13 protein-coding genes are annotated in these 13,178 nt (G+C 55.3%); 7 read left to right on the top strand and 6 right to left on the bottom strand.

The window, feature by feature from the left end:
• Positions 1 to 155: 155 nt before the first annotated feature.
• The 7 genes from VGR81_07435 (at position 156) to lysA (ending at position 8,269) form a co-directional block, all read left to right on the top strand.
• Positions 156 to 521, top strand: a complete 366-nt coding sequence (locus VGR81_07435; GenBank protein HEV2288768.1) for an Hpt domain-containing protein — start codon at positions 156 to 158, stop codon at positions 519 to 521.
• Entirely contained in the window at positions 518 to 1,480 is a 963-nt protein-coding gene (locus VGR81_07430) for a diguanylate cyclase (protein HEV2288767.1), read from the top strand. Before VGR81_07435 ends, VGR81_07430 begins: the two co-directional genes overlap by 4 nt.
• A 289-nt stretch (positions 1,481 to 1,769) precedes the next feature.
• Positions 1,770 to 3,608 carry a translational GTPase TypA gene (gene typA, locus VGR81_07425; GenBank protein ID HEV2288766.1) on the top strand — a complete coding sequence of 613 codons (1,839 nt, stop codon included), beginning with the start codon at positions 1,770 to 1,772 and terminating at the stop codon, positions 3,606 to 3,608.
• A 102-nt stretch (positions 3,609 to 3,710) separates the two neighbouring features.
• Positions 3,711 to 4,277, top strand: a complete 567-nt coding sequence (hpt, locus tag VGR81_07420; protein ID HEV2288765.1) for a hypoxanthine phosphoribosyltransferase — start codon at positions 3,711 to 3,713, stop codon at positions 4,275 to 4,277.
• The gene (deoC, locus tag VGR81_07415) at positions 4,277 to 4,966 is read left to right on the top strand and encodes a deoxyribose-phosphate aldolase (GenBank protein HEV2288764.1); all 690 of its coding nucleotides are present in this window, start codon (positions 4,277 to 4,279) and stop codon (positions 4,964 to 4,966) included. Before hpt ends, deoC begins: the two co-directional genes overlap by 1 nt.
• A gap of 169 nt (positions 4,967 to 5,135) precedes the next feature.
• Entirely contained in the window at positions 5,136 to 6,887 is a 1,752-nt protein-coding gene (locus VGR81_07410) for a SpoIIE family protein phosphatase (protein ID HEV2288763.1), read from the top strand.
• A gap of 8 nt (positions 6,888 to 6,895) precedes the next feature.
• Positions 6,896 to 8,269, top strand: coding sequence for a diaminopimelate decarboxylase (gene lysA, locus VGR81_07405; protein ID HEV2288762.1), 1,374 nt, complete (start codon positions 6,896 to 6,898; stop codon positions 8,267 to 8,269).
• Here lysA and VGR81_07400 read toward each other — a convergent pair.
• From VGR81_07400 to VGR81_07375, 6 genes are all read right to left on the bottom strand, one after another.
• On the bottom strand, positions 8,226 to 9,254 hold the full coding sequence (locus VGR81_07400) for a proline iminopeptidase-family hydrolase (protein HEV2288761.1): 1,029 nt from the start codon (positions 9,252 to 9,254) through the stop codon (positions 8,226 to 8,228). The two genes, lysA and VGR81_07400, sit on opposite strands and share 44 nt — an antisense overlap.
• 48 nt (positions 9,255 to 9,302) lie before the next feature.
• On the bottom strand, positions 9,303 to 10,193 hold the full coding sequence (locus VGR81_07395) for an NAD(+)/NADH kinase (GenBank protein ID HEV2288760.1): 891 nt from the start codon (positions 10,191 to 10,193) through the stop codon (positions 9,303 to 9,305).
• Between the two features lie 149 nt (positions 10,194 to 10,342).
• On the bottom strand, positions 10,343 to 11,092 hold the full coding sequence (locus VGR81_07390; GenBank protein HEV2288759.1) for a TlyA family RNA methyltransferase: 750 nt from the start codon (positions 11,090 to 11,092) through the stop codon (positions 10,343 to 10,345).
• Positions 11,093 to 11,123: 31 nt separating this feature from the next.
• Complete coding sequence (locus VGR81_07385) at positions 11,124 to 11,879, bottom strand: hypothetical protein (protein HEV2288758.1); 756 nt, start codon at positions 11,877 to 11,879, stop codon at positions 11,124 to 11,126.
• Positions 11,880 to 11,969: 90 nt separating this feature from the next.
• Positions 11,970 to 12,851: a farnesyl diphosphate synthase gene (locus VGR81_07380; protein HEV2288757.1), complete on the bottom strand. Its 882-nt coding sequence runs from the start codon at positions 12,849 to 12,851 to the stop codon at positions 11,970 to 11,972.
• Positions 12,852 to 12,893: 42 nt separating this feature from the next.
• On the bottom strand, positions 12,894 to 13,175 hold the full coding sequence (locus VGR81_07375) for an exodeoxyribonuclease VII small subunit (protein HEV2288756.1): 282 nt from the start codon (positions 13,173 to 13,175) through the stop codon (positions 12,894 to 12,896).
• Between the last annotated feature and the right edge of the window lie 3 nt (positions 13,176 to 13,178).

Here is a 13,178-nt window from a genome sequence, read left to right as displayed (position 1 = left end):
ATTTTTCAGCTAAAGCATTTTTATGGTTTGCCGATGTGGTTGATTAGTGGTGCCTTCTTCGTATGAGGTACCGATAGGGTTTCTCCGCAGGCATAGCTCGAGAGATTGCGAGGTCGATTGTGAGTTCAAACACTGCGCAGCATTCGAATCCAATATTGACACCGGAACACGACGATCGCCGCTTAAATCGCAAGGAATTGCTTGAACACATGCTTGGCGATACAGCCTTGCTGACTGAGATGGTCCGTGCGTTTCTGATGGAGTCGGAGACGCATCTTACAGAACTCGAACAAGCTGTAGCTTCAGGCGACGCGAGAAAAGTCTATGTCGCGGCGCACACATTTAAGGGCGCGGTGAGTAACTTTGCAGCTCCTCTTGCGGTTGAGTCGGCGGCGCGTCTTGAGCAGATGGGGCATAGCGGGAATATGTCCGGCGCGACGGTTGAATTCGCGGTTCTGCGCCGTGAGGTCGAATTATTGAAACCGCTCTTGCTTACGGCTTGTGAGGCGTTAAGCCAATGAGAATCTTGCTTGCGGAGGATGATCGCAACTCGAGAATGATGCTGCTTGAACTGCTTGATAAGTGGGGCTGTGATGTGCAAATCGCCGAAAATGGAGCGGAAGCATGGAATGTTCTGCAGTCGAGCGGAAGCCCGCGGCTTGTTTTGCTTGATTGGATGATGCCGGACTTGAGCGGGCTGGACATCTGCAGGAAATTGCGCGCGCGGCGTGAAGAAAGGTACGTATATGCAATTCTTCTGACTGGACGGACGGCGCAGACAGACATCGCTGAAGGACTCCGATCGGGCGCCGACGATTATTTGACGAAGCCGTGTGACCCCGCGGAGCTTCGCGCACGGCTGGGAATCGGCGAACGGATTTTGAAAATGCAAGACGACCTGATCCAGGCGCGCGAAATCGTACGCTTCAAGTCCACCCACGATTTGCTCACAGGGGCCTGGAGCCGTGACGTTCTGTTGGACAGGCTGGAACGCGAACTGGACCGCGCACAGGGCGAGTTTCACCCACTCGGAGTCATGCTTATCGCGTTTGACAATTTCAGGCAGGTCAATAATGCGAAGGGAATCTACGCCGGAGACGAGGCTTTGCAGGGCGCGGTTCGACGCATACTGACATCCGTCCGGGGATTCGATACCGTAGGCCGTCTTGCCAGCGAGGAGTTCATGATTCTCCTGCCCGGCTGCGATACGGTCGCGACGCGTGACAAGGCCGAAGAGATTCGCAAGACCGTCTGTTCCGCACCCGTTCCCACGAGCGCCGGCCCGGTCAACTTGACTCTCAGCGTTGGCGCTCTCTCCACATGGCGAAACGAATTGCCGACGGCAGCCGCGGTATTGCGCAGTGCCAACGCAGCGGCTCAGTGTGCCAAGAAAAACGGCAGAAACCGTGTAGAACTGTGTTCCCTTTCCGTCGCGAGCCGGGCCGTTACAGATGATATAGAAATGTCGAGGGTAGAATGATTTCGTCCCGACTGCGAGCAAATCGCGTTCTCGGCAAATTTATCCATTTCCTGCCTATCCGTGCTAAATTAGATACAGTGGTTGGAGCGCAAGAATCGCAATTCGTGCAAGTCTAGCGCTCTGTGGCTCGATTTGCTTCCTTTCTGCTGCACTTCAGGGTTGCCGAGCTGGGATTCAGGCATTCGACGAAACAATGAGAGAGAAATGTCGCTGTATTTGCGCGTCATCAAGGGCAATTGGTGACGCGGGCGACAATGAAGTAAGGAGAAAGGTGTAGCATAGGATCGAAATGTCCCATCAACCGATTCGAAATATTGCCATCATCGCGCATGTTGACCACGGCAAAACGACGCTCGTGGACGCCATGTTGCGGCAGAGCGGAATTTTTCGCGCGAATCAAGTCGTGGCCGAGCGCGTGATGGACTCGAATGATCTCGAGCGCGAGCGCGGTATTACGATTTTGGCGAAAAACACCGCTCTTTTTTATGGCGAAACGAAGATCAATATCGTGGACACGCCGGGGCATAGCGATTTCGGGGGCGAAGTCGAGCGCGCATTGCGCATGGTCGATGGCGTGCTCTTGCTCGTCGACGCGAGCGAAGGGCCGCTCCCACAGACGCGTTACGTGCTGCAAAAGGCGTTGCAGGCGAAACTTCCGCCGATCGTAGTGCTGAATAAGATTGATCGCACCGATGCACGCGCAAAAGAAGTGCTGGACGAAATCTACGACCTCTTCATCGACTTGGATGCCACCGAAGAACAACTCGATTTTCCCGTGTTATACACGAACGCAAAGACTGGCGTAGCGCACCGCGAACTGAACGACAGTTCGATGAACCTTCAACCGCTCTTTGAAACGATTGTCTCCGCCATCCCTGCTCCGAGCGGAGATTCCTCCGCTCCTCTGCAGATTCAGGTGACGAACCTGGACTATAGCGATTTTCTTGGGCGTATTGCCATCGGCCGTGTTTTCAATGGGACGCTGCGACGCGGAGCAGAAGTGGGCATCGCAAAACTTTCCGGAGAAGTCGTCCCCACGGTGATCACGAAACTTTTCACGTTCCGAGGGCTGGAGCGCGATGAGGCGGACGAAGTTCTAGCTGGCGATATTGTGGCCATCGCGGGAGTCGAGGGAATTCAAATCGGCGAAACGCTCACGAACCTGGAAACCTCCGCGCCGTGCGAGCCGCTGATGATTGACGAGCCAACGTTAGCGATGATTTTTACGATCAACACGTCACCGCTCGCCGGCCGGGAAGGGCAGTTCGTCACGTCGCGCGATATTCGCGACCGCTTGCAAAAGGAATTACTGACAAACGTTTCGATTCGCGTCGAAGATTCCGGCTCCACGGACTCATTCCGCGTGCTCGGCCGCGGCGAGCTGCAACTGGCGATTCTCATTGAAACGATGCGCCGCGAAGGCTATGAGTTGATGGTCGGCAAGCCGGAGATTGTGGTGCGCGCGGAGAACGGACGGCGTCTCGAACCCGTCGAGCTCCTGGTCGTCGATTGCCCCGAGAATTTCGTGGGCGTCGTGATGGAAACACTGGGCAGCCGGCGCGCGGAGCTGGGAAAGATGGTAAACCACGGATCCGGGCGCGTCCGCATGGAGTTCAAAATTCCTTCGCGCGGATTGATCGGTCTGCGCGGACAGCTCCTTACAGACACGCGTGGCACGTGCTTGCTTCATTCGCTTTTCGAAGGCTGGACGGAATATGCGGGCGAGCTTGCGTCGCGCAATACGGGAGCGCTCGTTGCCGACCGGCCTGGGAAGACGACGGCCTTCGCGCTGTGGAACCTACAGGAACGCGGCGAGCTGTTCGTCGGTCCGGGGGCTGAAGTTTACGAAGGCATGATTATCGGCGAAAATTCACGCGAGGCCGACATGGACGTCAATGTTACGAAAGAAAAAAAGCAGACCAACATGCGCGCTTCGACTGCCGATGAAGCCATTCGCCTGGTGCCCCATCGAGCTCTGACGCTTGAGATGGCCATTGAATTTATCGCCGATGATGAATTTGTTGAAGTCACGCCACAATCGATCCGCCTCCGAAAGAAAGTTCTCGACGCCAAGCGCCGGCCTCGCCGCTGGCAGCAGATCCGCGCCAGCATCGACGCTCCGGCGTGATTTTCGGTGAAGGGCGGTTGCTCTGTGTCCGGCTTGTCATCTGCGCAGCCCTGCGGTAGATTAGCCGCCTTTCGACAGGAGTTGCGAAGCCTCCCCACGGCCATGCGAAAATCTCATGTCAAGATTGGGAGCAAAGGCCATCTGAAAATTTTGGTGCGTCAGTCGGTGATCCGAAGGCGCGTTCGCGAGGTCGCGCGCGAGATATCGCGCGATTTTTCGGGAGAGCGCTTGCACTTGATCGGTATATTGAAGGGCGCGTGCGTTTTTCTAGCGGACTTGATCCGCGAAATCGATCTCGAGACTTCGATCGACTTCATGGCCGTGGCAAGCTATGGCAAAGGGAAGGAATCGTCCGGCCAGGTGCGTTTGAACAAGGATCTCGACAGCAGCGTTCAAGGGCTCAACGTGGTTCTCGTCGAAGATATACTTGATACGGGTCTCACGCTCAGCTATCTCTGCCGCATTCTGATGGAGAGAAAACCGAAAACGCTCAAGATTGCCACGTTGCTCGACAAGCCATCTCGCCGCATCGAGAATATAAGGGCTGACTATGTCGGCTTCACAATTCCTAATGAATTTGTCGTTGGCTATGGGCTCGATTACGGCGAGCGCTATCGCAATCTGAAGGATGTTTGCATCCTGACTATGCTTCCGGATAAAGGTGATTAGTGGCGCGAGCCTCCAGCAAAACTCGGGGGATAGCGAAACTCATTGACCACACGCTTTTGAAGCCGGAAGCGACAGATGCACAGATTCGCACGCTCTGCGAAGAAGCTGTCAAATTTGAGTTTGCATCCGTTTGTATAAATCCATGGTATGTGGCGCTGGCTGCGAAGTTGGTTCGTGGCTCCGAAGTAAAAGTATGTACGGTCGCCGGCTTTCCTTTGGGTGCGACGTTTACAGCGGCGAAAGCGCTAGAAGCTGGGAATGCAATCAGCTTGGGTGCCCGGGAAATCGACATGGTCATCAACATCGGAGCACTCAAATCCGGGAGTTTGGAAGCGATGGAATCAGATATTCGAAGCGTCGTTGAGACGTGTCACCGCGGGGACGCGATTTGCAAAGTTATCCTGGAAAATGGATTGCTTTCGAATGAGGAAAAGAAATCTGCTTGCCGCGCCGCGAAAAATGCAGGCGCCGATTTTGTGAAAACCTCCACTGGTTTCGGCCCGAGCGGTGCAACGGTGGAAGACGTCGCCCTGATGCGCGCTGTCGTTGGTCCCAGGATGGGTGTCAAAGCCGCCGGCGGCATACGCACGCTTGAGGATCTGAAGAAGATGCTCGCCGCGGGAGCAACGCGGATCGGAACAAGTTCCGGGGTAAAAATCATAGAACAGGTTCGCGCCGCTGAAAAGTGAGATCCATTTCTCTGACGTCCTTGCGTAGTTTTAGCGAAGCGGTCGGGGCGATTTCATTCACATTCCGTCCTTTTCGGTATCAGATAATTCGAAGCGGGCTGTTATAATGTTTCCCTCGCAAGCAAACACACGAGTCTTTGTGTGCAAAAGTGGCATCCAATGAAAGGTTATGGATCCAACGAAACTAAACGAAGGTACAGAACTTCCTGCCGAAGTCCTCGCGACGATGGCGGAAATCGGCCAGGAAATCAATGCGTCGCTCGATCTGGATCAAGTATTGGCGCACGCCGCTGCCCAGATCAAGCGCCTCATCGATTATGAAATTTTCGCGGTTTTGCTTCTCGACGAGAATACACATCTGCTGAATTTCCGCTTCGCCATCGGACATCGACAGGAAGTCGTCGAAAACTGGAAGATTCCCGTTGGCCAGGGCATCATCGGCACAGCCGTATCGCTCGCGCGTCCCGTGCGTGTCAGCGACGTGCGCAAGGACCCGCGGTACTTGAATGCGCTCGATGCTGTCCGCTCCGAGCTTGCCGTGCCGCTTCTGCTTCAAGGCCGCGTTGTCGGCGTGCTGGACATCGAAAGCCGCCAGGTCGATTACTTTACGCCGGATCAGCAGAGTATTCTGGTGATGCTTGCCACGCGAATTGCAAGCGCGATTGAGAACGCACGTTTGTTCGAGCGCACGCGGCGCCAGACGGAGACTCTCCTCCTGCTCAACGAGGTTGCCCGCGAAACGAATTCTCTGCTCGACGTAGAAGGTGTGCTTCGCCGCGCTGCGGAAATGGTCAAGCGCGTCATCGACTATCAGATTTTTTCGATTCTTTTGTACGACGAAACGGAGCGTGTCTTCCGCCATCGCCTCAACGTGAAATTTGGCCAGCATATTCAGGAGCGTTCCGTTGTCGCACCGCAGGAAGGGATTGTGGGTGCCGCGGCGACACTGCGCCGTCCAATCGTCGTTCCTGATGTTTCGTTCGATCCACGGTATATTTCACTGAACCCTGAGACGCGTTCGGAACTTGCGATTCCGCTGCTGTACAAGAATCGCGTCATCGGCGTGCTCGATTTGGAAAGCCCGCAGCTAAATTATTTTACTCCAGATCACGTGCAGGCACTTTCGATCCTTGCTTCGCATCTCGCTGTTTCAATCGAGAATGCCAGACTCTATGAGCAGGTCGCGCGCGATGAAGCGCGTATGGAAAGAGACTTGAACGCAGCGCGCCGTCTCCAATCAGCTCTCTTACCTCCGGTTCCGGGCCAGGAATATGGGCTGGATATCGCGGCGCGCGTCGTGTCTTCGCGCGAGTTGTGCGGCGACCTTTACGATTTTCTTCCTCATAGCTCCGGCCAACTCGATATTGTCCTAGGCGATGTCAGCGGAAAGGGCAGCGCGGCTGCTCTTTATGGCTCTGCGGCTATCGGAATCATGCGCAGTCACGCGGCGCAACGACTCGCACCCGCGCTTGCACTGAAGAAACTCAATCAGATTATTTGCGAGCGCCGCATCGAAGGCCGCTTTATGACGATGTGCTTTCTCTGCTGGGATCCTCAGAATCGCATTTTGCGCATGGCCAATGCCGGCCAGGAACAACCTCTGATTTTCCAGAATGGCCGCTGTGAGAAGGTTCCCGTTACGGGTTTCCCCGTCGGCATGTTCGATGACGCTTCTTATGATGAGCTTAGCCTCGTGCTTTCCAGTGGCGACACGCTCGTGCTCTATTCGGATGGCGTGACCGACACGCAAAATTTGCAGGGGCAGTTCTATGGATGGCGGAGGCTGGCAGAGGTTGTGGCTTCCGATCCGAAGCTGACTGCCGCGGAAATCGCGGATCGAATCCTGACGGATGTCGATCATTTCTCAGGAGGGACTCATCCTTCCGACGATCGCACCCTTGTCGTCCTGAAAGTGGTATAAGAATCCCCTTGAAATCGAAGGACAGTCGCTCGGAGTTTCTCGACCCGGCGATCTATACGCCGTGTTTCGAATATCGCCACGGGTCTCTCCATTGTGAAGGAGTCGCGCTCGCGAAGATTGCGGATCGCGCAGACACTCCGGCATATGTTTACAGTAATGCCGCATTTTCCGCAGCGTATCGCGATTTTCGTCGGGCTATTCAGAGCGAATTGGGCAGAGTACCGTCCACGGTGTGCTACGCAGTGAAGGCGAACTCGAACTTAGCCGTGCTTCGTGCCCTTGCCCATCTGGGCAGCAGTTTCGATATTGTTTCCCGCGGCGAATTGTTTCGCCTGCAGCGCGCCGGAGTTCCAGGCCGGCGCATCGTGTTTTCTGGAGTCGGCAAAAAGCGCGAAGAAATTCGCGAGGCACTGCGGGCGGAGATTCTGCTCTTCAATGTCGAATCAGAGGAAGAACTAGAGGTTCTCGCGAGCGAGGCATCGCGATTGCGCGTTGCCGCTCCGTCGGCGATTCGCGTGAATCCAGATGTTGGCGCGGGCGGCCATCCTCATATTGCTACTGGGGATCATCGGCATAAATTCGGTGTCGATTGGCCGGAGGCTCGCAGACTTTATTTGCGCCACAGGCAATCTCTGTGGATTGATTGGAAGGGAATCAGTGGCCACATTGGCTCGCAGATCACGAGCATGGAGCCATTCCGGATCTTTGCTGGACGCCTCGCAGATTATTTCCGTGACTTGTCGCGGCAGGGAATTGTGTTGCGCTATTTGGACATCGGCGGCGGCCTGGGGATTCGATATGCAACCGAAAATCCTCTTTCACTGCGCGAATATGCCTCCAGCTTTGCCCCAGCAATACGAAAGCTTGGATGCCATGTGCTGCTCGAACCTGGGAGGGCGCTGATTGGTTCAGCGGGAGTCCTGTTGACACGAGTGCTTTACACGAAGCGGACGCACGGCAAAACCTTTGTCATAGTTGATGCCGCAATGAACGACCTGATTCGGCCCGCGCTCTATAATGCGACGCATCCGATCACGACTGTGAATCGCCCGAGAGCCAACGCCGAATTTTCGCCGGTTGACATCATGGGCCCGGTATGTGAGACCGGCGATTTCTTCCTTCGCAACTGGTCCATGCCGGAAGTTCACTCCGGAGATCTTCTTGTGATCTGGGTTGCGGGCGCCTACGGCGCAGCGGAATCGTCGAATTACAATTCCCGTCCTCGCGCGGCGGAAATTCTCGTCGAAGGAGGGCGTTTCCGCCTCGTTCGTCGCCGTGAATCGCGCGCTGACTTGATTCGTGGAGAGCATTACCCCCAATCGCGAGAGGCTGCTAAGACTACCGCTCGCCGGGATGCAAAAAGCTATTCACGGCGCCGTTGAACAAGTCCGGCTGGTCGACAAAGGTCATATGGCCGCTCTTTGGAAGAATCAGGAGTCGCGAGCCTGGAATTTTTTCGTGCATTTCCTTTGAAAGTGATGGATCGCACTCATCGTGATCGCCGGCGATGATCAAGGTCGGCACTTTGATTGTCGGTAGCGCATCAACGTATTCCACGGATTTCAGGTTCCCGTCGATGACGAATTCGCCGTCCGAACCCCACATTTCGCGATAGAGGTCCCAGGACATCACGCCGTTCGCTACCGGATCGTAATTGGGGTCCGGATGATTCTGGTATAGATATGGAAAATAGCCTTCGCCCCACGCAGCGATCATATATTCGTCCGTATAGCGATTTTGCTGATACGTAAGCCCGTGGCCATAAAGGCCGGCCTTTTCCATGTTGTCGATCTTTTCGCGCAGTTCCGGTGACATGTTTTCTTTGATGTGGGCCAGGACTTCATTCATCTGTTTTGTACTGGGAAAAGTGCTGCAGAGAATCAAGTGCGTTAGGTTTTTCTGGTACTTCAAAGCGTATGCTTGGGCGAGAACGCCGCCGGCGGAATGTCCCAGCAGGGTAATTTTGCCCAGGTCCAGCGCCTCGCGCACATCTTCGACGTCTTCCACCATATTGTCCACTGTGTAGCCAGCAGGATCGCCAAGCTTTTGTGAACGGCCGGAGCCGCGTTCGTCAATAAACACGAGTTCGTTATGTCGCGCGAGTGGAAGCAAATAAGGCAGAAAATAATCATGTGACGCGCCAGGCCCGCCGTGCAGAATCATCAAAGGCGTGCCGCGGCCAATCATTTCGTAGTAAATCATCACGCCGTGCGCATCCACGTAGCCTTCGTGAATCGGATATACCGACGCACTGTTCGTCCGGCCACGCACTGGCCGGTGAACAACGCTCCTTCTTGTTTGCGCAGAGCCGGGCGCTGCCATCAGAAACACAGCCAGGACGACGCAAGACAGGATTTTGCTCTTCATCTTTCCTCCCATTCTCTTGCTGCCGCTTCACAAGAGGAGCATGATCGGTTATCGCTGTCCCCAGCGGAGTTTATTCCGCAGCACCTTGTAATAGGTTTGTTCCTGTGGCCGGACCAACAGAACACGGTGCGGCGACTTCGAAATTGCGACGTGGTCCCCACGCTTGAGTTCGTACCCAATTTGTCCATCGAGCGTGAGGTACGCTTGTTCTTCGAGCGCGCTGAAGTCCAGTTCGAGGCGTACGCTGTCCGGCAATACGAGAGGCCGGTTCGTCAGCATGTGAGGACAGATCGGCGTCAGTACGAATGCCTGCAACACTGGATACAAGATGGGGCCGCCAGCCGCGAGAGAGTATGCCGTGGAGCCTGTAGGTGTGGAAACAATCAGGCCATCGGCGCGATAACGGCCGAGGAACTGGCTGTTCACTGACAAATCGAAATCCAAAATGCGCGATAGCGCTGTCTTCGTTACCACCGCATCGTTCAGGGCCTGCTGTTCTTGAGTTACCTTGCCATTTCGAATCAGCTCCGCCCTCAGCATCATGCGAGGGCTCAGACGATGGCGGCCGGCAAGAACATCTTCGAGAAGAGGGAACGCTTCGTCGAGCGTCACGCTGGTCATGAATCCCATGCCACCGAGATTGATGGCCAGAATCGGTGCCTCGCACTCCGCGAATTGCCGCGCTGCGCCAAGAAGCGTGCCGTCACCACCGAGAACGATCAGCAAGTCGATATTCGGAGCCATCTCCTCGGGCGTGGATTCTTTTGCCGCAGGTTTGAAACAGGAAGCGGAAACAGCGTCGAAATAGATTTTTACATTGCGCTGCCGCAACCATTCCACCATTCGCGGCAAAACAGTGCAAATTTCATCCTTCCGTGGCTTGCAAAAAATGCCGGCGGTTTTGACGGATCCGCGGCGGGCGCCGCCCTGCGACGCCATCGCGAGGTCATCCGCATCACCTCCGAATCTCACAACAGCACGAGGCCGCGCGGCATTTTGCTTTGTCTTCCGAATGACGGACGCTCCCTCGATTCATGCAGAATCGGCATCGAGAGATAAAACGACTCTCGAATTTCGAGGATTCTATTCTAATCGGGACGCTTCGCGTGGAGGAAATATTCCTGGTTGCCCTCCGCGCCAGTAACGCGGCTCGGGAATACTCCGAGGACTTTCAGGCCAGCGCGCTCGGCTGCGCCGCTGACGCTGACGATTGCTTGTTTGTGCAAGGCTGCGTCACGCACAATTCCACCCTTGCCTACGAGCTTCTTCTCCAGCTCGAATTGAGGCTTAACAAGAATCAAAAAAACAGCGCCTGGTCCTGCGAACGATACGACCGCATCCATGAGTTTGGCGACGGAAATGAACGATACGTCCACGACCACGAATTCCACGGCCTCGCCCAAGTCATCCGGCTTCAAAAAGCGTGCGTTTTTCTCGATGGCCGTCACCCGCGGGTCCTGACGAAGTTTCCAATCGAGCTGCTTCGTGTTTACATCCACCGCGTATACGCGCTTCGCCCCTCGCTGCATAAGGCAGTCGGTAAACCCTCCGTTGGACGAGCCGATGTCGGCGCATGTCAAACCTTCAACGCTCATGCCAGAATCTCCGAGTGCCCCTTCTAGTTTAAATCCTCCGCGGCTGGCGTATTTGGAGCCGCGCCCGAAAATTTCGATTCTCGCGTCCTCCGCGACTGTCTCACTGGCCTTCTTCACGGGCCGATCGTCGACTCGCACCTCTCCAGCAATGATCATAGCCTGAGCGCGTTGGCGCGAATCGGCAAGCCCGCGCTGCACTAGCAGCAGGTCTATGCGTTTCTTCGCGTTTTTCGAATTGGACAAAGGCTTCCTCTCGAAAGAAGCGCGGAAGGGCTCATCCTCCGGCCAACGGAGGCAAAATCGCCGCAGAGCCGAATAGAAAAATTGCGCCGACGGCGAGGCTGTACGTCGCTGTAAGAACCGTTGCAAGCCTCATCAATTTGTCACGAGTCGCGCTTGCATTGAAGATTCCGATTGCCGTCATAGTCATCAGAGTATTCATCAGCACCAATCCAGCCAGAAACATCCCCAGTCCAAGTAACCCTCGTTGGATCCCACCGAGGTTTGCCGCAAGCAGGAAAATCAGTAGCTGGCTGGGTGTTTCAGCGCCGAGTCCGTGAATCATGCCGATTAAAAATACGGTTTTTCTCGAGCAGTTCCAGTTAACAGCCTCACGCTTCCTCGCCGCATCGCCACGGAAAATGCGGCGAAGCCTCCAGCTCAGCCATCGGAACGCATAAATAAAAATCATGATTCGCGACTTCGGCGCGGCTTTTCCTGTGCTGAGGAACATCGTTCCCAAAACGTAGATGCCAAGAATCACGAGCGTCAGCCCCACGGCGCGCTCAGCCCAACGGTCGATCGCCGAAGGCAGGGAAGCCTGATAGAAAATGACGATGCCGCCAAGTGCGGCGACCATCGCCGCGTGTCCGAGAACATAAAGCAATCCCATGCGCATCGCTCGTCTGCGATTGGTCTCTACATTCGTGATATCCGAGATCGCTGCGATGTGGTCGTAGTCGAACCCATGCCGGAAGCCAAGTACGGCGGCGGTCAGTAGCGCAAGCTCAAGCGTCCTCGGAGCGGGCATGCCCAGCAAGATAGCAAAACATCTGCAAAGCATCAAAACGGAATCTGACGGAGACAAATCCACAACATGAAAAGAAGCTGAATTAAACCGTTACGCTCGGCGCGCGATCAGAAACTCCGCGATTTCGCGCAGCCGCCGCCCGCGTTCGCCATAGCACGCAAGCTCGCGCTCGGCTTTTGCAGCAAGCTCTTGAGCAAACGCGCGAGATTTTTCGATTCCAAATACGGAGGGATACGTGGCTTTTTTCTGTGCCTGATCTTTACCTGCAGTCTTTCCCAAGGCACTAGAAGATTCTTCAACGTCAAGAATGTCGTCTACAACTTGAAATTCCCATCCGAGCGCTTCGCCAAATCTTCGCAACCTCTCAACGTCCTCGTCGCGTGCGCCGCCTGCAAGGGCTCCGGCGACCGTGGATGCGCGAATCAGCGCCGCTGTTTTGGATCGGTGAATATATTCGAGTCCAGCCGCGTCGACTGGTTTTCCTTCGGCTTCCACATCGGCCACCTGACCTCCGACCATCCCGTTGACCGTCCCTGCCGCGGCGCTGATTTCAGCAATAATTCGCACTCGCCGCTGAGCATCCACATTTGCTTTCGATAGTGTCTCGAACGCCAGGGTCAGAAGGCCGTCTCCTGCCAGAATCGCCATTGCTTCGCCGAATTTTTTATGGCACGTCGGTTTGCCGCGCCGCAGATCATCATTGTCGAGTGGCGGGAGGTCATCGTGAATTAGTGAATACGTGTGAATGAACTCCAAGGCGCATCCGCACGTAACTGCCGCATCGAGGTTCTCGGAAAACAAGCGCGCCGCTTCATAACACAAGATCGGCCGAATCCGCTTTCCGCCAGCGAAAACGCTGTAGCGCATCGCCTGATGAATCGTCGCAGGCACCGTCGCTTCCGGTGGCAAGAGACTTTCGAGCGCTTTTTCGATGATGGCTTGGTCTTCGGTGAAAAAAACGGGTTGCGTCATGGATTCAGAGAAGGATGCGAGAGTTTAACTGTATGCGCAATTTTACCGCGTCGCCTGAGAATCCTGGTCGTCACTCTCGAATGGCTCCGCCTGCATTTTGCCATCCGTTTTCTTCAGCAGGATTTCTACGCGGCCTTCCGCCTCTTCGAGCTGCTTCTGGCAGTCGCGCGATAGCTTCACGCCTTCTTCAAAAAGTTTCATGGCTTCGTCGAGCGATAACTCCGGGCTCTCCAGTCGCTTCACAACTTCCTCGAGACGCATAAGCGACTTCTCAAATTCACCCTTCTTTGGAGGTTCAACCGTTTTATTTGGCGCAGGGCTCATAGT

This window comes from Candidatus Acidiferrales bacterium (genome assembly GCA_035934015.1).
In the GTDB taxonomy this organism is placed as follows: Bacteria; Acidobacteriota; Terriglobia; order Acidiferrales; family UBA7541; genus DAHUXN01.
This window is presented reverse-complemented; position numbering and strand designations above follow the sequence as displayed.